At 40.3% G+C, this 22,894-nt stretch carries 22 protein-coding genes and 1 riboswitch; of the genes, 2 read left to right on the top strand and 20 right to left on the bottom strand.

Annotated elements, in window-relative coordinates; translation table 11 throughout:
• Nucleotides 1-113: 113 nt before the first annotated feature.
• The 15 genes from ACFX4H_RS02380 to ACFX4H_RS02310 form a co-directional block, all read right to left on the bottom strand.
• Complete coding sequence (locus ACFX4H_RS02380) at nt 114-458, bottom strand: flagellar brake protein (RefSeq protein ID WP_377433754.1); 345 nt, start codon at nt 456-458, stop codon at nt 114-116.
• Between the two features lie 218 nt (nt 459-676).
• Nucleotides 677-2,032, bottom strand: coding sequence for a germination protein YpeB (gene ypeB, locus ACFX4H_RS02375; RefSeq protein ID WP_249597617.1), 1,356 nt, complete (start codon nt 2,030-2,032; stop codon nt 677-679).
• A 14-nt stretch (nt 2,033-2,046) separates the two neighbouring features.
• Entirely contained in the window at nt 2,047-2,871 is an 825-nt protein-coding gene (gene sleB, locus ACFX4H_RS02370) for a spore cortex-lytic enzyme (RefSeq protein ID WP_377307351.1), read from the bottom strand.
• Between the two features lie 136 nt (nt 2,872-3,007).
• On the bottom strand, nt 3,008-3,694 hold the full coding sequence (gene prsW / locus ACFX4H_RS02365) for a glutamic-type intramembrane protease PrsW (protein ID WP_034308057.1): 687 nt from the start codon (nt 3,692-3,694) through the stop codon (nt 3,008-3,010).
• A 97-nt stretch (nt 3,695-3,791) separates the two neighbouring features.
• A complete protein-coding gene (locus ACFX4H_RS02360) occupies nt 3,792-4,757 on the bottom strand; it encodes an asparaginase (protein ID WP_377433751.1) in 966 nt (321 codons plus the stop codon).
• A gap of 27 nt (nt 4,758-4,784) precedes the next feature.
• Entirely contained in the window at nt 4,785-5,753 is a 969-nt protein-coding gene (locus ACFX4H_RS02355; RefSeq protein ID WP_034308062.1) for a YpdA family putative bacillithiol disulfide reductase, read from the bottom strand.
• Nucleotides 5,754-5,906: 153 nt separating this feature from the next.
• The gene (locus tag ACFX4H_RS02350; protein ID WP_048681753.1) at nt 5,907-7,184 is read right to left on the bottom strand and encodes a Glu/Leu/Phe/Val family dehydrogenase; all 1,278 of its coding nucleotides are present in this window, start codon (nt 7,182-7,184) and stop codon (nt 5,907-5,909) included.
• A gap of 269 nt (nt 7,185-7,453) precedes the next feature.
• Nucleotides 7,454-8,029 carry a genetic competence negative regulator gene (locus tag ACFX4H_RS02345; RefSeq protein WP_034308068.1) on the bottom strand — a complete coding sequence of 192 codons (576 nt, stop codon included), beginning with the start codon at nt 8,027-8,029 and terminating at the stop codon, nt 7,454-7,456.
• 91 nt (nt 8,030-8,120) lie between these two features.
• A complete protein-coding gene (locus ACFX4H_RS02340; RefSeq protein WP_377433749.1) occupies nt 8,121-9,014 on the bottom strand; it encodes a MerR family transcriptional regulator in 894 nt (297 codons plus the stop codon).
• A 98-nt stretch (nt 9,015-9,112) separates the two neighbouring features.
• Nucleotides 9,113-9,928, bottom strand: coding sequence for a metallophosphoesterase (locus ACFX4H_RS02335; RefSeq protein WP_063592512.1), 816 nt, complete (start codon nt 9,926-9,928; stop codon nt 9,113-9,115).
• 94 nt (nt 9,929-10,022) lie between these two features.
• Nucleotides 10,023-10,481, bottom strand: a complete 459-nt coding sequence (locus tag ACFX4H_RS02330; protein ID WP_034308074.1) for a YpbF family protein — start codon at nt 10,479-10,481, stop codon at nt 10,023-10,025.
• Between the two features lie 396 nt (nt 10,482-10,877).
• A complete protein-coding gene (locus ACFX4H_RS02325) occupies nt 10,878-11,690 on the bottom strand; it encodes a LysM peptidoglycan-binding domain-containing protein (RefSeq protein WP_377433746.1) in 813 nt (270 codons plus the stop codon).
• Entirely contained in the window at nt 11,668-12,294 is a 627-nt protein-coding gene (locus tag ACFX4H_RS02320; protein WP_241634463.1) for a CPBP family intramembrane glutamic endopeptidase, read from the bottom strand. Before ACFX4H_RS02320 ends, ACFX4H_RS02325 begins: the two co-directional genes overlap by 23 nt.
• Nucleotides 12,284-13,783 carry a RecQ family ATP-dependent DNA helicase gene (locus ACFX4H_RS02315; protein WP_283866033.1) on the bottom strand — a complete coding sequence of 500 codons (1,500 nt, stop codon included), beginning with the start codon at nt 13,781-13,783 and terminating at the stop codon, nt 12,284-12,286. Before ACFX4H_RS02315 ends, ACFX4H_RS02320 begins: the two co-directional genes overlap by 11 nt.
• A gap of 5 nt (nt 13,784-13,788) precedes the next feature.
• Nucleotides 13,789-14,853, bottom strand: coding sequence for a YpbB family protein (locus ACFX4H_RS02310; protein ID WP_249597624.1), 1,065 nt, complete (start codon nt 14,851-14,853; stop codon nt 13,789-13,791).
• 290 nt (nt 14,854-15,143) lie between these two features.
• On the opposite strand from ACFX4H_RS02310, the gene ACFX4H_RS02305 reads away from it, so the two are divergent.
• Nucleotides 15,144-15,392 (top strand): ferredoxin, encoded by a 249-nt coding sequence (locus ACFX4H_RS02305; protein ID WP_034308087.1) that lies wholly within the window; start codon nt 15,144-15,146, stop codon nt 15,390-15,392.
• A gap of 139 nt (nt 15,393-15,531) precedes the next feature.
• On the opposite strand, the gene ACFX4H_RS02300 is transcribed toward ACFX4H_RS02305, so the two are convergent.
• A complete protein-coding gene (locus ACFX4H_RS02300) occupies nt 15,532-16,113 on the bottom strand; it encodes an ECF transporter S component (RefSeq protein WP_034308089.1) in 582 nt (193 codons plus the stop codon).
• A gap of 164 nt (nt 16,114-16,277) precedes the next feature.
• A riboswitch (FMN riboswitch) is annotated at nt 16,278-16,414 on the bottom strand.
• Between the two features lie 320 nt (nt 16,415-16,734).
• Here ACFX4H_RS02300 and serA point away from each other — a divergent pair.
• On the top strand, nt 16,735-18,309 hold the full coding sequence (serA, locus tag ACFX4H_RS02295; RefSeq protein ID WP_057276271.1) for a phosphoglycerate dehydrogenase: 1,575 nt from the start codon (nt 16,735-16,737) through the stop codon (nt 18,307-18,309).
• A gap of 47 nt (nt 18,310-18,356) precedes the next feature.
• Here the strand turns inward: serA and ACFX4H_RS02290 are convergent, their stop codons facing one another.
• The 4 genes from ACFX4H_RS02290 to ACFX4H_RS02275 all read right to left on the bottom strand — a co-directional run bounded on the left by ACFX4H_RS02290 (nt 18,357) and on the right by ACFX4H_RS02275 (nt 22,835).
• The gene (locus ACFX4H_RS02290; RefSeq protein ID WP_377433742.1) at nt 18,357-19,586 is read right to left on the bottom strand and encodes a hypothetical protein; all 1,230 of its coding nucleotides are present in this window, start codon (nt 19,584-19,586) and stop codon (nt 18,357-18,359) included.
• Entirely contained in the window at nt 19,552-20,112 is a 561-nt protein-coding gene (sigX, locus tag ACFX4H_RS02285; protein WP_034311299.1) for an RNA polymerase sigma factor SigX, read from the bottom strand. The genes ACFX4H_RS02290 and sigX overlap by 35 nt, the downstream gene beginning before the upstream one ends.
• A 216-nt stretch (nt 20,113-20,328) precedes the next feature.
• Entirely contained in the window at nt 20,329-22,122 is a 1,794-nt protein-coding gene (locus ACFX4H_RS02280; protein ID WP_377434698.1) for an ATP-binding protein, read from the bottom strand.
• Nucleotides 22,119-22,835, bottom strand: coding sequence for a response regulator (locus ACFX4H_RS02275; protein WP_034308096.1), 717 nt, complete (start codon nt 22,833-22,835; stop codon nt 22,119-22,121). The genes ACFX4H_RS02280 and ACFX4H_RS02275 overlap by 4 nt, the downstream gene beginning before the upstream one ends.
• Between the last annotated feature and the right edge of the window lie 59 nt (nt 22,836-22,894).

The raw sequence follows: 22,894 nt of genomic DNA, 5'->3' as shown, positions 1-22,894 counted from the left end.
GCGAATGACTTTGCTTTTTAACCTTAAATAATGAAACTCACCTGATTTCAACGTAAGCGGCATCCACAGATATAATTGCGAAAACGATTGAATTGCAGTGCCTATTAAAAGCCTTATGGAAGCACCGCCCAGCGCTGATATCCTCCGTTAATGTGCGAAAAGGGGTAAACTCGGAATGTTCTGGATAAATCGCCGTATCCAAGGTTACATCCAGGCGTACGAGTTTGCCTCCACTGGATTTTAACAAACGTTTCTGCTTCGGGCAGCAATAGTTGCATCATGGGTATTCTACCTTTCACTTTTCCAGGCACTTCAGACTCGAATGCATAAACAGCCTGCTTTTCATTGGAAAATGTGACATTGAACTGTGTCCCATCCATAAGCAATGCAATTTTTCCAGTCTCTACATCGATGGGAAAGTCCGTATAGAAACAACCCGTTCCCATTTCTACAAACATTCATTTAAACTTTTCCTTCTGTGGTATGTATTTCGGTTCGAGCATTGATATATCACCAATTTTAAACATCGTCGTCCACGTCCTTTTCGATAGGAGGAATACACATAATACCCCTACGGAATTCCCCATATAATCCAATAATCATGAAGTTATTATGTCATAAGAAAAAGGGAAAGTGACTAAGCACATTTCCCCACAACTTATGATTGGCGATTGTTTTAAATTAAATTCTCATATACCGGTTCGGAATTCTTTAATTTTTCCACCTTTTCTTCTTGACCGGTATCTGCATTAATGAAAATACGGTAGGTATCGTCTTTAATCGTACCGAGAAATTCATAACAAAGAACTTCTTCACCAATATCATTGGTGATTAACGCCTTTCCTTCTTCCATTATTTTTACGTTGCTGTTGATTTTGTCCTTTGCTTCTTTCTCGGATATGTTCGGATTCCCTACTTCCCTGGTTTTATGTGATTTTAAATACTCATCAGCTGAAAAACCTATAACGGATCCATCATCCAATGCGATTTTGACCTTGACTGAATCTGGGTAAATCCTGACTCCATTTTCTGATGTTACGAAATTCAATAATGCGATATTATCGTATTGAGCACTTTCAAATAATTCAAGTGAACTGAAATCATGTTCCTTTAAAAAAGCTTCGGCTTTTGTATGGGCTTGATTCAAATCAATATTTGTTTTGTTCACATCTCTATTATTGATATACCAAATAGGGTAACCGCCTTTTTTTGTCAAATCCATATTCAATTCAGTATCTGAATCTTTATCGAGGATGCTCACACTATAAAATCCATAATCGGAACCTTTTCCGTTTTCTTCCACATTCACCTTCAAATTTTTGCTTTTTGAGTGTGCATAGTTTTTTGCTGTCGCGATTGCTTCTTCTTTCGTAATGGTTTCACCTTGCAAATTTTTGAAGTTTTCATCCCTCTGTTGTGCAGAAGTAAAAGTCGGGTTCATCTCATTTGTTTCCCCGTACCCAGATACTTTTTTCTCTACCGTCTTTAATCCGTCAATGATCGTGTTATCCGAATTTTCTTTCCCTGATGCAAGAGCCATCTCGACATCCATCCATCTTAAATTGTTTTTAAGGACTAGATACTGCACTTTCCTTAACTCGCCCTGGATGTCTCCTGCCTGTGTGTACAAGGATTGCAGTGTCGCATATTCCTTATCATCCAATGGTTCTTTTTCAAGGTCCCGTACCGCCGTTTTATAACTGAAGTCCGCAATTTTCGATAAAAATTCCTCTGTCTTGTTAAAAGGAAGCAAGGTCAATGGCAACTGCCCGACATCACTCTGGGCTTCGGAAGTGATACGCCAAACATCTGTTAACGCCGGACTTAATGAATAACGTGAATTCATGGCCAAAGTACTGCCGACCTTATCGTGCAATAAATCCACTTGATAGCTTAAATCATGAAAGGCACGCTGATACGTATTTTCCGCGTTGATTAATACAGCATTTTTTTCCTTATGTTCTTGATAACCCCAGAATGCAGTTCCCGCAACAACTACAACAAGCAGGGCAATCACTATATTCCTGATCATTTTCCTTCACCTCTTTACTTACAAAAGATATGTTTTCCGATTCTTTTAATTTGTTCCCTTGACCAGATCCATTTACTTGTTGCCGTATCGGGATTAAAGTAATATTCTGCATTACCGCTTGGATCCCACCCATTGATAGCATCCACCACGGCTTCCTTCGCCCTTTCGTTCGGTGTAAGCCAAATCTGTCCATCCGCAACAGCCGTAAACGCCCCAGGTTCAAAAATCACTCCCGAAATGGTATTAGGAAATGCAGCACTTTCCACCCTATTCAGGATTACAGCTGCAACGGCAACCTGACCTGTATATGGCTCCCCTCGCGCCTCTCCATAAACGGCATTGGCCATCAGCTGTATATCGTTTTGAGAATAACCACCTGGAAGATTGGCAGATGTCGTTGGTTTGGAAGGGGCCTTTCCGGTAGCGGTCCCTCCAGTTCCATTCCCTTTCGCTTTTACCTGTTTTTCAATGGGAACTCCCCCAAAATAGGTGAACTCGTTTCCTTTATTGATTTGCTCATGAATCCATGCTTTATTGAAATTGGACGCATTCGCTAACTTCTGTTTTGTTGTAGTCCCTGCTAAACCATCGATTGGCAGCCCGAAATCTTGTTGAAAGTTTCGAAGTGCCCAATAAGTGCCCCATCCATAGGCTCCATCAATCTTTCCCTTATAGTAACCGATGTTTTGCAGGCGTGCCTGCAGTTCAATTACATCATCTCCAACCGCACCTTTTTGAATGATTTGGCTCGAAAAGGCATTTGTTCTTGTTTCCGGGTAAATTCCGAAACATATAGTTATACACGAAAACAGCAAAAGCCATTTCCATTTTGACGAAATTCCTTTCATCAAAAACACTCCTCTTTTTCTTGAATTAATGTAATTCTATTTTCTTCTTTACTGGCTTTTTTATTCCAAACATAAAAAAAACGGAGCGGGCAAAATATGCCAGCACTCCGTTTTTTGATAGTATTCGTCATTTGCTAAGGTAGTGATTCTGTGATAGTTTTTCTGCGTGAAAGTCAGACAACAAACGTGCTTTCTTTACTTTTTTCATGCCTAACCACCATAGATAAATCATGAATGGCATAATAAAGTACACCCAAAATTTTTGGGAAACCAAAATATAATCGTAAACCCCATGTAACGAAATTGGTATGATCAATGCCAATAATAAATAGACCCTATTATTCGAAGCCGAAAATTTCGCCTTGCCCAAATAATATCCCATGATCACACCGAACAAAGCGTGACTGGATACTGGGAGAACCGCCCTGAGAAAAGCGTGTTCCACCCCGTTGGCCAGCAGGTACAAAATATTCTCCATTGTGGCGAATCCAAGGGAGACTGCAGCTCCGTAAACAATCCCATCATATGGCTCATCGAATGCCACATGCTGATAAATAACGTAAATGAGTATGAACCACTTGAAGAATTCCTCAAGCAGTGCAGCCCATAAAAAAGCATTTGCTAAATCCGTATTCAAGATATGTTCGGTTTCGAGCACATACTGTATGAACATAATCGGCAATACAAGAAAAACACCGAATATAAATGTTTTGACCACAACCGATATCGGTTCGGTCTCATATTGATCTTTCAAATAGAAATAGCTCAGTAGCGCCAATCCTGGCGCAATAGCCGCTGACAACATGACCAGCATTAGCTGACCCTCTTTTCATCTTCGTTTCCTTAATCGTACCATGGAATGAAGAAAAACTGAATCCAAGAATCAACTCTTCCATATTTTATTTAATCCTTCAGTACTTAAAGAAGGTCTCATCTATAGGGTTTTCGCTTGCCAGCATGACAGCTAACTTGATTCGTGCCTTCTTGCTGTCATAATCAGCGCCTAAAATCACACCGCGTTGTTTTAGATCAAATGCGCTGCCTTCATAATCATAAGCTGGGTACACTTTTCCTTCTTCTGCACTTGTAGTCATGATGATCGTGATTCCTTTATCGATTGCAGCTTGTATGGAGGTTACCATTACAGGGGTGACTTGTCCCCTTCCTACACCCTCGAGCACGATGCCTTTCGCACCGTTTGCAACCGCAGCATCAATAAAGAGGCCGTCAGCTCCTGTATGGCACTTGATGATATCGACCCTTGGGATGCGATTCTGAATATCAAAACACTCCCTATGTAAAGGTTTTTGATAGATGCTCACGACATCATTATCAATTATCCCCAAATATCCATAGCCAAAAGATTCGAATCCCTGTAAATTGGAAGCATGAACTTTTTTGACATACTTTGCTGAATAGATCCGCTCATTAAAAATGACCACTACCCCAACATCCCTAATAAGATCACTTGCAGCGCATAATATCGAATTCCTTAGATTGGAATATACATCGGTGCCCACTTCTTGAGGAGAACGTTGGGAGCCGGTTAATACGATTGGACGTTGGTCATTACTCGTGACATCAAGGAAATATGCCGTTTCTTCAAGTGTATCTGTACCGTGTGTCACGACGATCCCCGTAACTTCAGGATCCTCCAATTCCTTTTGTATGGCTGATTTAAGCTGCTGCATTTTCTCAAAGGACATGGACATGCTTGAAATCTGGAAAAGATCAACCACTTTAACTTTGATATCGCTGGGCAATTCGCAAAGAGATGCCAACTCATGGCCTGTCAATGCACCAGATGCCAACATCCCATTCGCAGTTTCTTTACTGGCAATAGTCCCACCAGTCGTTATTAATGAAATTTTTTCCATACGGTCACAGCTCCTCATTTATATCATTCACTTTTCTTTAACGGCCAAATGATAGGCAATCAATCCACCATGAAACCTGCCGTTCTCGATGAAGATTTCGTTCGCATTATTTCCGGCTGCCAGAACTCCTGCAATATAAAGACCTTTAACATTCGTTTCCATCGTTTCCTCGTTATATGCAGGCCTTCCAGTCTCCTTATCAATAGTTATGCCCATTGCAGCTAAAAAGGAATGGTCAGGATGGTAACCAGTCATTGCAAATACAAAATCATTTTTAATGACTTTTTCCTCATCACCTACATGATAAATCACGCTGTCTTCCGTTATCCTATCGACATTCGCATTAAATTCCATCTTGATCGTTCCATTGCGGACTAATGATTCGAATTCCGGAAGAATCCAAGGTTTGATACTTGGAGAGTAATCCGATCCTCTATAAAGGACTGATACCCTTGCTCCTGATTTGACCAATTCCAAAGCTGCATCCACACTTGAGTTTTTGCCACCGATGACTGCAACATCACAATTATAGTAGGGATGGCCCTCCTTGAAGTAATGAAATACTTTAGGGAGCTGTTCGCCCGGTATGCACATATAGTTAGGATGGTCATAGTATCCGGTCGATATGATCACATGCAGAGCTGTATAGTCCCCTTTCGATGTCTTTACTAAAAACTTGCCATCTTCTCTTTTTTCCACTTTTTCCACTTTTTCGAATGTATTGACCCGCAATTCTTTCCTTCTGACTACCTCCCTATAATAGGCTAGCGCCTGATTGCGGACCGGTTTACGGTTTTCGATTATAAAAGCGACATCACCAATTTCCAGTTTTTCACTCGAACTAAAAAATGTTTGATGTGTCGGATAACGGTAAATGGAATCAACCACATTTCCTTTTTCAATGATCAGGGACTGTATTCCCACTTCTTTAAGAGCGATCGCAGCAGCCAATCCACACGGGCCCCCACCTATGATAATGACTTCTTCAACATTCATCTTTATACTCCACTGCCTTTCCATCCACTATGTGATACGTTCGTCTAAAAATAAAAACTCCTATCAATACATGATAGGAGTTTTTACAATTCATTTCAATGATAAAGCAATGAACATGATGTTAACTATATATTAAAACCGATTTGAATCCTTTTAGATCCAACCACGGAAGCGAGAAGCTTCAGCCATTTTTCTAACGCCGATCATATAAGCCGCTAGGCGCATATCAACGCGTCTTGATTGAGCAAGTTCATAAATGTTATTAAAAGATTTCACAAGGATTTTTTCCAGCTTTTCGTCCACTTCTTCTTCAGACCAGTAATACCCTTGATTATTTTGTACCCATTCGAAGTAAGAAACAGTTACACCGCCAGCAGAAGCAAGCACATCAGGAACAAGAAGGATTCCGCGATCCGTCAGGATTTGTGTCGCTTCAATTGTTGTAGGTCCGTTAGCTGCCTCGACAACGATCGATGCTTTGATATCCGCAGCATTTTCTTCAGTGATTTGGTTTTCGATTGCAGCCGGAACTAAAATATCACATTCCAATTCAAGCAGTTCTTTATTTGAAATTGTGCTTTTAAACAATTTCGTTACGGTTCCGAAACTATCTCTCCGATCGAGAAGATAATCGATATCCAATCCCTCCGGATCATGGAGTGCACCATATGCATCTGAAATACCAATGACTTTAGCACCTGCGTCATGCATGAACTTAGCTAAGAAACTACCTGCGTTACCAAAACCTTGAATGACGACCCGTGCCCCTTTAATATCGATGCCGCGTTTTTTGGCAGCTTCATTGATACAGATCGTTACACCCTTAGCAGTGGCTGATTCACGGCCATGAGAACCACCAAGCACTAGCGGCTTACCCGTAATGAATCCTGGCGAGTTGAATTCATCCATACGGCTGTATTCATCCATCATCCAAGCCATGATTTGGGAATTTGTAAATACATCAGGTGCCGGGATATCCTTAGTCGGCCCCACGATTTGGCTAATTGCGCGAACGTAGCCCCGGCTCAGTCTTTCAAGCTCACGGAATGACATATTACGAGGATCACAAACGATACCGCCTTTACCCCCGCCGTATGGCAAATCTACGATGCCGCATTTCAAACTCATCCAAATGGATAATGCCTTCACTTCACGTTCCGTTACATTAGGGTGAAAACGGATACCGCCTTTTGTAGGCCCAACAGCATCGTTATGCTGCGCACGGTAACCCGTGAAAATTTTAACCGATCCATCATCCATGCGTACCGGTATCTTCACCGTCAATAAACGCAAAGGTTCCTTCAACAGCTCAAAAACTTCTTCCGGGTAACCCAGCTTATCCAAAGCTTTATGTATTACAGTTTGGGTTGACCTCAGTACGTCGTGTTTTTCTTCTTCATTTACATGGCTATTGCCTTTTGCCGATTCCATTAAAAGTACCTCCTAGAATATCTCATCCATATATAATATTATAATGTACAAATAGTCCTCTTCATGGCTAGTATACACCTTCGTTACATTTATGCAAGAGTAAAAACGGGAAATTAAAAGTTGGAAATATTCTAAAAATGAAAACGTTATCATATCAACTGCTTTCTTACTCTTTTACCGTATATCTTGTTCGGCCGAAAGTTGACATAAAAAAAGGCAAACCGCATTTTTTTACCGAAATGCGGCTGCCTTGTCTTCTTTGTTTTACATCAGCTAAAATGTTTGAGCAAAACATGTATCGCTTCATTTTCGATTATACATGTTCCATATTCATTGATGCGGCTGAGTGTCAATGTAGATGCATGACCATACTCAGCCGCTAGAGATATGACCGTGTCATATGTCGTGTCTTTAACATTTTCGATAAGTAAATAGTATCTACCCTCAAAATGATAAAGGGTACTTTTAAGCAAACCTTGAAAAGATAATCTATGAGATAATTGGACGATATCTTCAAAGTCATCGAAAACATAAAGAATATGGGGGAAATCATCAATTTTCACCTGTAAATCCAAAAATTCCTCTTCGTCTGCCAATAGTTCCTCTTCTTCCTTTGTCACAATGATTATCAACCCTTGTGCAGGCAAGGAGAAAATTTCGATTGCAATGGAGCCACTCATTTTAAAGCTGAGTTCTTCGCACGCTTCTTCGACCATATCCTGAAATAGCTTGTGGACCTTTAAGGAATTCCCTAAAATATCTTCTTTCGTTATGCCTCTATCAATTAAATCATCAAGGGTCAAAAAAATCTTGATTTTATTATTAGTTAATCGTTCCAGCTTCATAAAAAAATGCCCCCTGGTTACCATCTTCATACATCATATGAAGCCTTGGTCTTAGAGTGCATATCCATTATTTCTCCTAATAAGGCCGTTACTAACCTTTAAGCCACTCCTCCCATTTCGATTGCGTGTCCCCCATTAAGACTCCGCTGAAGGCAGTTCGGTCTTCTTTAGAAATAAGGCTCAAAGCCGCACCGCCAAGACCCACCTTCAAATCCGGAAAATCCTTTATTAACGCTTCAACCAGCTTAAATGTTCCACCAAGATTCTCTTTCAGTGAACATGACATGAATAGGTAAGAGGGCTTAATGATGTTTAAAACGGTGAAAAGGTCCTTATCAGCAATGGATTCTCCTAAATAAATGGTTTCATACCCTTTCCGCTTCAAAAAAATGGTGAAGATCAATAGTCCTAATTCATGTTTTTCACCGGGAGCGCAAACGGTAAGGGCTTTCGGAAGAAAACCATTAGTCGGAATTGTATGCATAACCGAACTGATCCTGGATTTTATTATGTTCGACGAAAAGTGTTCATGAGCGGAAGTAATTTCTCCCCTTTCCCACTTATCCCCAATCTGAACCATTATTGAACCGAGTACATCCACTATGGTTTGTTCGATTGTATACATACTGAATGCTCGGCTTATCAGCATATGGGCTTTATTTTCATTGAAATTCAATAGAGCTTCGATTAATTCATCCGATAACTTAATCGCTTGTTCATCCTTACGGTTCGTTTCAGGAACTCCAGGCGCTAGGGTGCCTGTACTTTCGAGAAGTGAAACGGCTTGGCTTATTGTAAAACCTTGCTTTGTTTTATTAATGAGCCACTTAAGGATTTGCAGATGTTTTTCAGTATACAGCCGGTGCCCCGATTCATTCCTTACAGGTTCGATAAATTTATAGCGCCTTTCCCAAGCCCTAAGGGTTCCCGACTGAATGTCCAGCAGCTTTGAAACTGCCTTTATATTATATTTACCTTCTTGCATGGTTTTACAAGGCCTCCAATAATTGTACGATCATTTGATGAAATTATAGTGGATTTTTCAAGGTCTGTAAAATCCCGGTATGCTCGCTTAAAAGCAGCCTAATAGGTTTTTTCCACAGCTTCGCCTATTTCGGTGTCTGTCCCCCTTTTCAGGGTGAAGAGGTGCGTTTCAGGCTTAGCTTCAAGCCTTAAAGGCACTGCGCTTGTCCCATAGCCATTACTCGTCATATATATACAGTCCCCCTCTTTTTTAACGCTTCCGATCTGATAGGGCCCGAATCCGAATATCCGAATCTGCCCGCCATGGGTGTGACCTGACAGGACAAGACTAATATGGTGTTCCGGAGTCAACTGTTTCTTGACCAATGGATTATGGCTCACCAAAATCCGGAAATCTTCATTCCCGCAATCCGACAGGGCAAGGTCAAGCCTATCACGTTCTTCCGATATATCATCAATGCCCAGAAGAGCGATTTTGCTGCCATTCTGAGACTCAAAAGAAACAGCTGTATTATCAAGGATCTTCACCCCATGTTTCAAAAGAGCCGCATCCAGTTCATGGAAGTCTCCTTCATAATCATTATTACCCCAAACAAAATAAAGGGGAGCAAGTTCTTTTAATTTCAATATATTTTTTTCCACTCGTTCTAAGGGAACCCCTCTTTCCCTAATGTCACCGCCGATTATCACCAAATCTGCCTTGTCACGTGTTTCCTCAATCAATTTATCCGCAACGATACGCCGATGAAGATCGGATATAAAAAAAATCCGCACATCGCCAAAGCCTTCAGGAAAGTCTTTGAAATATAGGTCTTGAGAAATCACCCTATCTTGCATAGCCGTACGCCACATGTAAAAGATCATGGCAAATGACAGCAGGATGATGATTAAAAATAATCCAGATAACCATAACATCATCGTTAAACCTTCTTTCCATCCTTATCCAAACGTACTTTCATATAACCATAAAACGGTATTACCCGCAATTAAATATGATTTAACGCGATCATCATTTATTTTCATGATATAAGTTAATATCATAATTCTTCTTCATCATTTCAAAAACCTTATGGCGATTTTTCCACTCTTCCTCTTTTTCCCACAATTGCTTACTTTTATTAATGATTTCACAGCGTAGCAGTTGAAACTCCTTTTCAGCTTTATCTAGCTTTTTTTTAATTAAAACCATATATCCATATAGACCAATCGCTGCCGCCAAAAAAAGGAAATGGCTAAAATGGTCGACGAAAACACTAAACATACTGAAAAAGGAATAGGAATAAGGTACAACGATATAAAAATAAAGATAAATCATAAAAAGGACAGCAACAATCATGGTTGCCCATAAGCTTTGAAGGTGCTTCTTTTTAAGTGCCTCGAATTTTTTCTTCCGATCCACGACATTTTGCAGCATTTGTTTTGTTGCTTGATCCGTTTTCTCATCCAGTAAAATGATTGTCGATTCCATCGCATTTCCTCCTCTGCTCTTTCAAATCATGATATGAAAGAGTAGAGGAAAAAATGATAATGCACCTGTCACGATGGCCTTCATACTTAACCAAGTTGAACAATATTAAAAATACCCTGCCTATAAAGACAGGGTCAGACTGGAGACAAACTCGTTTTAGGTTTTTAAAATTTGAATGTTGATTTTCACTTCAGGCACTCGCTTTCCGCAGGCGTCCGCCCTCGGCGCCATTGCGCCTGAGGGTTCTCCCTTGGACACGCTTTCCCCGCAGGAGTCTCGAACACCCGCCCCAATCAACTTTGTTTTAACATTAAGGTAGAACTCCTTTTGCCTAAAGTCTTTTTTGTTTTGAAATAGAAGGATTTAAAAACTTGATTTTTTCTAAAGGTGCCATCATTATTTCTTGATTGGAATTTTCAATACCTGACCTTTGGAAATTTCATTGCCATTCAGCCCATTCCACTCCCTGATCAGAGCAATCCCTTCCTGTGATTTGTAGTAATTCATGGAAATTCGAAATAATGTTTCTTCACCTTGAACAGTATGTAAGACAACTTTGTATCCCTCTTTATCCGGTTTAGCGGCTTGTACATTTTTCTTTTCTGCTGCTGCTTTCTTTGCCTTTTCCTCAGCTTCTTGCTGCGCTTTGGCCTTTTCCTCAGCTTCTTGCTGCGCTTTGGCCTTTTCCTCAGCTTCTTGCTGCGCTTTGGCTTTAGCCTCAGCTTCTCGCTGCGCTTTGGCCTTTTCCTCAGCTTCTTGCTGTGCCTTGGCTTTTTCCTTAGCTTCCTGCTGCGCTTTGGCTTTTTCCTTAGCTTCCTGCTGCGCTTTGGCTTTAGCCTCAGCTTCTTCTTTTTCTTTCTCCGCTTCAGCCTTTGCCGACTCTTTTTCCTTTAAATCCTCTGCCGTTGCTGTAGTGGGAATCGATTCTATATCTTCCTCTTTTAAGACGACTTGGTCACTTTTAGTAACAGGTAAAGGCCTATCCTGAAAATATGTATAAAGGCTGTAAAATCCAATTGGAAGCAAAATGAAAAATAACGCTAATAATTGTATCATTGGAAGTTTAATCTTCACTTTACTTTTTTTCTTTTTATTCTGGTGGACTTTGCTCCGTTTGGGCAATGATGACTTAGCCTTCTGGCGTTCAATTCGCGAACGAAGTTCACCAGCCTGATCATTTTCTTTTTCATTCTTTTGCACCCGGCTCATTCAAGTCACCCCCTTTCTTGCTAAACCCTCTTTGCTTTTTGTTCCTGATTAAAATACCAAGGATAAAGTCAATCAAAAAGTGGGCCGTAATCGTCACGATGATATTATTAGTCATTTCAAATAGAAACCCGATAAAGAAGCTCAAAACCAATACATTTAAAAATAAAAACCAATTAAAAAGGTAACGATAATGAACGGCTGCAAAAATGAGGCTAGTAAGAAGCAAACCAAAATGTGTTTGCAACACTCCCCGGAATAATACTTCTTCACTTACCGCTACCACTAAAGCTACGACAAAAATCATCGGGTAAGACAAATTACTGAAAATGCGTTCGTTAATACCGCCATCATCCTGATAGGAAGATGGTGTCACTTTCATAAGCAATATGTCAATTAACACGACAATGACTCCCGCAGGAACACCAATCAGCAAAATGTTCAGGTCATCAAAGATAAATAAGTCGAAAAAAGCAGAACGGTCTTTAAATAAAATAATACCTAAAAAGATGGCTAACGTTAAGAGAATAATTTGTGTAAGAAACAAATTATATAGCAACTGTCTATCTGTAAGTTGTTTAATTAATTCAGCTTGCTTATTTTTCATTGCCATTTTCCTTCTTTAGTAAGATATAAGCCAATTCCTTTTTCCAAGTGGAAAAGGAATTAGCCGGATCCACCTTTACTTCCGGCCATACATCAGCCATTTTTTCGGCATCCATCCCACAGATATCACAGCAGATGGGGTTCGCTTCCCGATGCTTTTCTCCAAAATAGTCCAGTATCCCTGAACGGCGACATTTCTGTGCATATATCCAGTGAAGGAATTTATGCAGCTTTTCTTGATTACTGGTTTTCCTCTTTTGACAATACTCTTTCATCTCTGCCACTTGATCCTGGTTATTGCCCATAATAAACTGGGTAAAAAAACGGAGCTGGATTTCGTTCAACGAAAAGGATTGCGACAGCTGCTCTTTTTCTGAGGGGGTCAAACTAGCCAGATTCTTTTGTGATTCATTAAGGAAAGAACATACACCATCGATTTGCGAATCCGTAGGCAACTGTTGCTCCATCAAATGAAGGGGAAGCCCTTCATCCCCTTCGCTATATAATAAGACAGCCACACTTTGTTTCCGGTCTCGCCCCGCCCTGCCAATCTCCTGAAGATATGCTTCCATCGTGGACGGGATATGATAATGGATAACATATCTGACATCCGATTTATTCACACCCATTCCAAAAGCACTTGTTGCGCATATGATTTTCAGCTGGCCGGAAATGAATTGCTGCTGAATGAGCATCCTTTGTTCCTGCTCCATTCCACCGTGATAATAATTGACACTATCGATCCCGTTATCCTGTAAAAACCCAGCGACTGATTCCGCCACTTTTTTAGAGGAAAAATAAATAATTCCGCTTCCGGTAAATTTCCTGACAAGCTCCAGCACACGGGCTAGCTTCTCATCGTAGCTGAACATTCGCTCGATAATAATGGCAATATTCTCACGATCAACGGATGAGACCATTTCCTCGGCCTGCCCAATGTTAAGTTTAACAACGATGTCCCTCCGGACCTCATCGGTTGCAGTTGCCGTCAGGGCAAGCGTCAACGGATTATTCAGTTCACGCCTCACTTCTCCTAAATTCAAATAATCCGGACGGAAATCGTACCCCCATTGTGAAATGCAGTGTGCTTCGTCTATGACGAACAAACCTATTTCTATGGATTTCAAGGATTTTATCACACCATCGATGCTCAGCATTTCAGGAGATAAAAAGATAAATCGATAACTATGTAACCTATCGAAAGCTTTCCTTTTTTGATTAAGCGTCAAAAAAGAGTTGAGGGTCAATACACTTTTTTCGCCGCTCATCTTCAGCTGATCCGCTTGATCCTGCATTAAAGATAATAACGGGGAGACAATTATGACAGTCTTATTTACCAGATAAGCCGGCAGCTGATAACATAATGATTTACCTGACCCGGTTGGGAGCATCGCTAATGTATGACGGCCGGACATCAATGATTCAACCACTTCCTTCTGTCCAGGACGGAATTCATCAAAACCGAATTTTTCTTTGAGGACTCGTTCCATGTTCATCATCTCTCACCTATTTTCGCAAGTACAAGTCTTATTTGGAAAAAGCTTATTTGTTTATTATCGACCATCTGCTTGATAGCTTTAAGCTTTTTTGTACCAAGTTCCTCAATCGCTTCAGCAATTTCCCTCTCATCCTCGATCGTCACATAATCGGAAATCGGAAAATCTTTTTCCGATAAAACAATTTCTACGAGGTGATCTTCGATGGTGTTGACTTTCAATCTGCGGATTTCAGCTATTTCACCGAGGTTTTTCCCTTCCTGGATGTATCGTAAAGTAGTCTTTGTAGATTGTGTCAAATGAGGATTACCACTTCTTTTCCAATCATTGGTTAATGAGGATAAGAGAGGGTAATCACCACCCGTTTCCATTTCTGCAAGCATTTGATGCAATGAGTCAAGGAATGTATAGCGAACATACTCTTCTTCCGCATTTTTCCTTTTTGCAATCTGTTCAAACGTAAGACCAATCCTGTTTATCCCGGTCAATTTCAAAATGAAAATGTCTCGTTTCATATCACTTTGATTTTCTAAAAGGGATACCAGTTCATCATATAGATGTTGGGCAATCAACGCTCGATCCTGACGGTTGGCATGTAAAAATTCCTTTACGAAGAATTGGATTTTGGGATTTCGTTGTATCGGATAAAAACGTCTTTCATTGTGGACAATATGGGATATGGTTTGAATGAGTAAGTTTAACCTTCCCCAGAAAACAGGGGTGATATTGTGATACTTCCAACCATTTAAATACTCCGGAAAAGGATTATTTTTAAAGTAATCGTCCAACATTCGTTCACCTTGCAAACTAATTTCATATGCATCCGATTTATCCGTTAAATTAATTAAGCCATGCTTAAGTGAATGTTCAATGTTTTTATTTAATTGCTGACGGGTAAATCGAGGTATTGTCCCAAAAATATCCGTTAACCCGAATAAGTGGGCATCTTGGATGGTTTGTGACGATTTCTTACCCTGCAGCATATGGTATATAGCATAAATGGAGCGCTCACCTTGAAATTTTTTTATCGCATATAGAATGATGGCCTGTAGATAATTATTCATGGGACTCACATCCTTGTTTCATTTAACCAATAAACCCATTGTAACAAAAATCTGCAAAAACCGCCGTTATTATTGATGAATACAACGGAAATTATGTGACTAAATGACGAAACATGGAAAGGTCCAAGTCAATTATTTCGATGTTTTTCGTTGACATTCAGCTACATGATAGTTATTATCAATACAATTTCTATTGAAAAGTTTGGCATTCGGTCTTACAATAAGAAAGAGATAATAATCTGAAATAAAAAGATTATCAGTTGTTAATCAACTTAGGAGGGGTTATATTCATGGCAAAATTTACTATTGTGGATAAAGAAACATGCATAGCTTGTGGAGCTTGCGGAGCAGCGGCACCAGATATATATGATTATGATGACGAAGGGATTGCATTTGTTACCCTTGACGATAACGAGGGTATCGTTGAAATTCCAGATGTACTTATAGACGACATGATGGATGCATTTGAAGGATGCCCAACGGATTCCATCAAAGTTGCTGACGAGGCATTTGACGGAGATGCACTAAAATTCGAATAAAGGTACAAGCCATTTTCAATCGAGAATGGCTTTTTCTTTTGGCCAATGTCGCATTACATCTTCCCTATCAAAAAACAGGCATGAAAAAACAACCGGATATGGATATCCGGTTGTTTTTTCATATCTATCGTCAATGCCCTTAAGCATTTTTATATAATGTTTGCTTATTGATCCAGGTCTGTAATTTAATGAACAGCAACATGAATACAGATGTGATGAGCACGCCTTTAATAACGTTGAAAGGCAGGATTGCCGTCGTAACGAACTTTCTAGACTCGGGCGCCGACATGGCATCCCATCCCATAAAGAAGGTATAAGCCGGTAAAAAGACAAAATAGTTCAATACGCTCATGAATACTGCCATGGAAACTGTTCCCGCAAGTAAGGCGAACGTCATTCCTTTTTTTGAATTGATTTTCTGAAATACATAATAAGTTGGCAAGACAAAAAGTATTCCGGCTATAAAGTTAGCGATATGCCCCACAGGCACAGCAGTCAAGGTCCCTGTCATGACTAAATCCAATAGGTTTTTAATGAACTCGACTAGAATTCCAGCCATCGGACCGAAAATCAATGCCGCCATCAGTGCTGGTATGTCGCTAAAATCAACATTGAGAAAAGGCGGGAATCCCGGAAACGGGAAATTTAAAAGCATCAATAAATACGAAATGCTTCCCATCATGGCAAGTGAGACCATTTTTTTCACTTTGTTCTTTTTCATAGTTCTCTCTCCTTCTTTTCCGATCTACCTGAAAAAGAGGTTAGGATTCCAAAATATGTTGATGTTCAATAAAAAACCTTTAATTCCAATGGAATTAAAGGGATAAATTAAAGGTTACATCAAACAAACGTTCAGCAAATAACTGTTGAAACGCACTAAGGAACCTCCATCTTCTCCCATCCAGACTATACTGTCGGCTTTGGAATCACACCAAATCCTGCCTTGTAAGGCTCGCGGGCTTAGAAGTAAAATTTCCTTCATCACCGCCGGTGGGGAATTGCGCCCCGCCCCGAAGATAGACCTATAAAATTTTTTATACTTCCCATTATATCTGAAATGCCTTTTTTTTGATAGCATTTTTTCTCATTTGATGCATGTAGGATGAATATCGATTGTCGCAGTGAACGCTTAAAACAAATGGCGGTTTTACAATATGACAATTCGAAAATTTTTCGCAAAAGGAGACGAAGCCATTTATATCGCCACATTAAACGGATGATCAGATGAAAATCATTTGTTTAAGCGCTTTCATTCAGATATGCCAAATTGACATTATCAGCATTTCAATTGTAAAATTAACTGAAATTTAAGATAATTTTTCCCTTAGGAAGGTGTTTAGACGTGTATCGGATTTTAGTAGCAGACGCCATTAAACCAGAAGGACTCGGACCGCTTTCAGAGGCATCCAATATTCAGCTCATTCAGAAGACCGTAGAGGAAGCTTCAAACGAACTTGATCAGATCGATGCAATTCTTGTGAGAAGTGCAACTAAGGTTTCGGAAGATTTAATGAACCGTATGCCGCAGTTGAAAATTATAGCACGCGCTGGTGTCGGTGTTGATAACATAGACATCCCCGCAGCGACAAAACGCGGGATTGTCGTGGTTAATGCACCTGACGGCAACACCATTTCAACAGCTGAACATACATTCGCGATGATGGCTTCATTAATGCGCCACATCCCGCAAGCTTATGCTTCATTGAAAAATGGGGAATGGAAACGTTCTTCATATACGGGAACTGAACTTCGTGGAAAAACATTAGGCATAGTTGGCTTTGGACGCATCGGAGGGGAAATTGCCAAACGTGCTAAAGTGTTTGGCATGGATGTCATTGTCTATGACCCGTTCCTGACTGTAGATCGTGCAAAGAAAATGTCCGTAACGGCCCTGCCATTGGATGAATTGCTTCCTAAAGCAGACATCATTACTGTTCATACACCACTAACGAATGAAACTAGAGGATTAATTAATAAAGAAAAACTGCTTACCTGTAAAAAAGGGGTTTATGTACTGAACTGCGCCCGTGGTGGAATTCTAGACGAAGATGATTTATATGAAATGTTAGTTCAAGGGCATGTTGCAGGGGCGGCACTGGACGTTTTCGTCGAAGAACCTCCACTTGGCCATAAACTGCTGGAACTGGACAGCGTCATTGCTACACCGCATCTAGGCGCTTCCACGAAAGAAGCCCAATTGAATGTCGCCGTACAGGTTGCCCAAGAAGTTTTGACCTATTTCGAAGGAAATCCAGTCTCAAGTTCAATCAACCTTCCAGCCATATCTAAAGAAGTGTTTGAAAAGGTACAGCCATTCCATCAACTTGTTCAGCAAATGGGATCGATTGCTTCCCAGTGCATGAATGAAGGAATTCAGGAAATCTCCGTTACATATGCAGGAGAATCTTTGGATTTCGATACCGCGATTCTTACAAAAAGTTTAATCTCCGGCTTTTTAAGATCAAGAGTCGATGCATCAGTCAATGAAGTGAATGCCTTGTTGATCGCAAAAGAGCGTGGCATAACCATTGGTGAAAAAATCTCTACGGACTCTTTAGGTTACTCGAATTTGATCAGCCTTAAAGTAAAAGGTGACAACCGAGAATTAACAATAAGTGGGACCTATATCGAAAATTACGGTTCTCGAATTGTAAGTTTGAATGGTTTCAAAATCGACTTTCACCCAGAATCGAATTTACTTTATATCCAGCATACCGATAAACCCGGTGTAATCGGTAACGTAGGTAAGGTCCTGGGTGATCACGGAGTGAATATCGCCACCATGCAGGTTGGCCGAAAAGAAGCTGGCGGTGAAGCCATCATGGTTTTGAGCTTCGATTTACCATTAGAAGACAACATGAAACAGTTTTTAATGGAAACAGAAGAAATTACGTTCTTGGCCCGTATTTCATTATAAGAAGAAAAAAGTGCCCGCAGCGTGGGCACTTTTTTCTGTTAATGCATTCAATTCACTTGGTTCGGAGCTTCGGGCACCATTATGTCTTCCGTTAAATTCAGCTTTCCCACCTCTTCAATAGGAGCATTTTCAAACTTCACTTTTTCAAAACCAAAATCCTTAGCTATGAAAAGTATGGCTTCTAAAGCTTGAAGTGTTTCCTCACTATTTTCAATAACTGCTTGATCTGATAGGTGAATGGTCACAAGATCTCCATTAGAGCTTATCCTTTCCCATTTCAGGCCATGGGGGATTGCAGGTGAAATTCCCTCGATGTCCGCCTCCCCTTTTCCGGCTTGAAGCGCCTCCTCAAAGTCCCGATAACCCAAATTGCTTGGAACAAGGAAACTTGGAGAGGACTCATCCCTTTGATAGAGAAGGTATGTGCGTTTTTTTTGATGAGGTATATCCACCTCCTTTAAATATCCCGCATGCGCAAACCTGGCACCTTGCTTACCTTCTGTGGAAAATGTCATTTTCTCTATATTGTTATAGGAAAGCGTTTCTTCCATCGAATGGAGAAAAAGTGTATCTTCAGCCAACAGTTGGCTTTTTTCTGGAAAATCGATATGTGCTGTGTTTATATCGTTTCCTTGGCTAATCTTTATATCAAGCGGAAAATAGTCAGATAGCCCATATTGCGCTTCATCAATATCGGACATTTGATAAACTAACTGATTCAGTGTATCACTTTCATCATGATGTTTAAGTTTAATTGAAATGGGAACGATGAAATTCATTTGATCATCCGGGACACCCATCGTAATGATCGAGGCATTTTTAAGGTCATCCTGGTAAATCGCTTGTTCAAATGTCTTTTCCTTTTCCCCTTTTCGCGGTTCCATTTCTGAAAACTTGTCTTTGGATTCGATTTTCGCTTGGTTACTCGAAAACTCTTGAGCTTCCTGGTTATCTTCTGAGGGCTTTTCTTGGTTACTTGAATCCTTCCGTTCAAGATCTTCCATTTCCTTACTTTCAGATAGAGATAATTTCCCACTGCTGCCGCTGTCTTCTCGACTTGTCGTTCCTTTTTTTTCAATAATGAACGATGATGCCAAAACAACCATTAAGAATAAGGAGGCAACACCCGCGAATAGAGGTATCCAGTGTTTCTTCTTCTTTTTCTTTTTATCATGTATTCTCGCATACACCTCTGCCTTGGTCCGGTCATCTTTTAATGTGGGAAGCTCGCGCAGCATGTCTTCAATTTCGCTTTCTTTCCAACGGGATCTCCTCAATGCGGTGGCCCTCCTTTCCTGATAAATCTTCCATCAACTTTTTAATGGCCTTCAAAGCTCGGTGCTGGGTCGTTTTTACCTTACTTTCACTCCAATTCAATACTTCAGAAGTTTCCGTAATGGACAACCCCTGAATATATCGTAAAATGATCACGGATCTTTGATTCGTGGTACACCGGTTTAAACATAGGTAAATATCTTGGATTTCATCGTTCTTGATAGCCACTTCCTCGGGAATGGGCTCTTCATCTTTTAGCAATTGCCTATCCCAATCAAAATTAGGAAAGATTTTGTCTTTCCAACCTTTTTGTTTCCGAAAGTGATCAATCGTCACATTTCTGGCAATCGAATACATCCACGTTTTTTCACTGCTTTTTCCTTCGAAGCGTTCATAGGCCTTCATCACCCGGATATAGACCTCCTGAACAAGATCTTCGGCGGTTTCTCGATTTTTAGTCATATAGAAAATGAATTGATATATTTCCTGATGATATTTTTCATAAAGATCGTGGAAAACGGAATCCATCATTTCCCCACATCCGTTCATAAATATAGTCGTCAATCCTAAACAAAAGTTACATACTTCGGCTTTAATCTTATTATAAAATTCCGTTAATTTCCACATATCAGGTACTTCTTATTTTGTTTCCTAAAAAAACAAAGACAAGTTGGAAAGAAATCCAATTGCCTTTGTCTTCGCAGTTCTTTATGAAACAAGATTATCTGGCGATTTACCTGTCATTCATTCAGCGTTTTCCATAATTCGAGGCAAAATGATACTGAATGTCGTCCCTTTATTAGGTAAACTGTTTACCGAAATGTAGCCATCATGGGCATTGATTATATTTTTTACGATTGCCAAACCCAATCCGGTACCCGAACGGCCGCGGGTCCTTGCTTTATCCGCTTTATAAAACCTCTCGAATACAAAAGGCAGATCTTCTTCGGGAATTCCAGATCCAGAGTCCTTCACATCAATGATCAGTCCCCTTCGATCACTTGTCCTCTGAATGACATCAATGTTACCGCCTGGGGGAGTATGACGAATCGCATTATCAATTAAATTGGTCAAAACCTGTTCAATACGGTCCGGATCGAAATGCCATTGAATCTGATTGTCTTGCATGCTGGCTGATATAGTAATCCCTTTTTCTTTAGCCAGCCCAGAAAACTTACTTGTAATCCTCTTTAAATATGGAGAAACGGGTACACATTCATAGCTAAGATTCATTTTACCCGATTCCAATTTAGCTAGATCGAGTAGATCATTGACCAAACGTCCCATTCTCAAAGATTCATCATAGATGATGCGGGCCATTTCCACCTTTTCCTCTTCACTGCCCGCAATGTCATCTACAATCGCTTCACTATATCCTTGCAACATTGAAATCGGGGTCCTTAACTCATGGGAGACATTCGCTATGAAATCAGTCCTGAGTTTGTCCATACGTCTTTCATCACTCATATCCCTTATGATGGCCACCGCTCCCCGAATATTGTCGCCATTTGTATATAGCGGACTGACAATCAATCCCCAATTACGGCCCTGCAAGGTAATTTCACCGACTTGTTCCTTATCGAAGGACTCAGATTCATCAAAAAGATTCATCAAAACCAAAGGGACATTCACATTATCTTCCCGGTTATAGCCCTTTTCAAAATACCAGGATTGGAGAAACCTTTCCGCTGGCGGATTCGTTTCAAGAATTGTGCCGTCTTTATTGAAGGTGATGACCCCATCTGCCATACTGCTAAGAATGCTGGAGAGATGTTCCTTTTCCTGACTAAGTGCATTCATATTGAATTTCAGCTGCTTTCTCATCTGATTAAACGCTATGGCCAGCTCACCGATTTCATCTTGAGTCAGTATTGGAACCTTTGTATCAAATTTCCCCCGGGCAATCGCTAGGGCTGCTTCCCTCATCTTCACCAATGGAGCATTGATTCTTGTAGATAAAAAGAAAGCAAAAATCGTTGTCAAAATAATGGCGATGCCTGCTGCCAATAAAATGAACTGTGTAGTGGATTTTGTGGTTTCTTCCATGGACTCCAACGATTGAAATAGGAACACTTCATCCTGTTCCCCATTCAATTCAAGCGGAATGCCTACCACGATTGCGGATAAGCCCTCGTTTCCCGCATCATCGGATAGCGCCATTTCCTTTTTTACAGTCTTTCTTTCCGTAAAAACCTTGAGCAATTCGGGGTCATTTTTAATGAGTTCCGGCGTGATTTCAAACTCATTATCTCCACCGATGGATGAGAATACCATTTTGTCATCATTAAGAATGATCATTTTCGTTTCATTGCCTATTAATTCCGAAGCTATTTGTAATACCTCATTGCTGGATCCCTGATGTTCATTGGTCACCTTAATGATTTGTTCAGCCGTTTTGGTTAAATCATTTTCAATATTTTCAATTTGGAAATTCTCAAAGAATTCGACTAGCAGAACGGTTAAAACAATTAATACAAACGACACGAGCAATAAAATCGTTGCCCATAGCTTCCCTACAACACTGCCCCATAGCATCAGTCATTAATGACTTCGAACTTGTAACCTACACCCCAAACGGTCACAATCATCTTGGCTGCGTTTTCGGATATGCGGTTTAATTTTTCACGCAAGCGTTTAACATGCGTGTCTACAGTTCGAAGATCTCCAAAGAATTCATAGTGCCATACTTCTTTTAACAATTGCTCCCGGTCAAAAACCTTATCTGGGGATTTCGCCAAGAAATATAACAATTCATATTCTTTCGGTGTTAATGAAACCTCTTTGTTATCAGCAAGTACACGGTGGGCATCATTATCTATTGTTAGATGCGAGAAGACGATCACATCTTTTGCCGTCGTTTCCGTCTGCATGTAACCTGTGCTTGAAGAGCGACGCAATAAAGCTTTAACCCTTAACACGACTTCACGGGGACTGAACGGCTTTACGATATAATCATCGGTCCCCACTTCGAATCCTTGAACACGGTTCACTTCTTCCCCTTTAGCCGTCAGCATGATAATTGGAGTCGTTTTCTTTTCCCTTAATTCACGGCAAACTTCGATTCCATCTTTCCCAGGCATCATAATATCCAATAAAATTAAATCATAATCATTTTCAAGGGCTTTTGTTAAAGCCATATCTCCATTTTCAGCTTCATCGATTATGTATTCTTCCCTTTCCAAATACATCTTCAGCAGCCGGCGGATTCTTTCCTCATCATCCACCACGAGAATTTTAATAGCGTTATACATTATGTAATCAGCCTCCTATGATATATTCTACAAAATGAATACTTCCATGACTAATACTT

It is taken from the genome of Peribacillus sp. YIM B13477 (genome assembly GCF_042787955.1).
Classification (GTDB): domain Bacteria; phylum Bacillota; class Bacilli; order Bacillales; family DSM-1321; genus Peribacillus; species Peribacillus frigoritolerans.
Note: the sequence above shows the minus strand (reverse complement) of the source record. Positions and strands in the feature narration are given on the sequence as shown.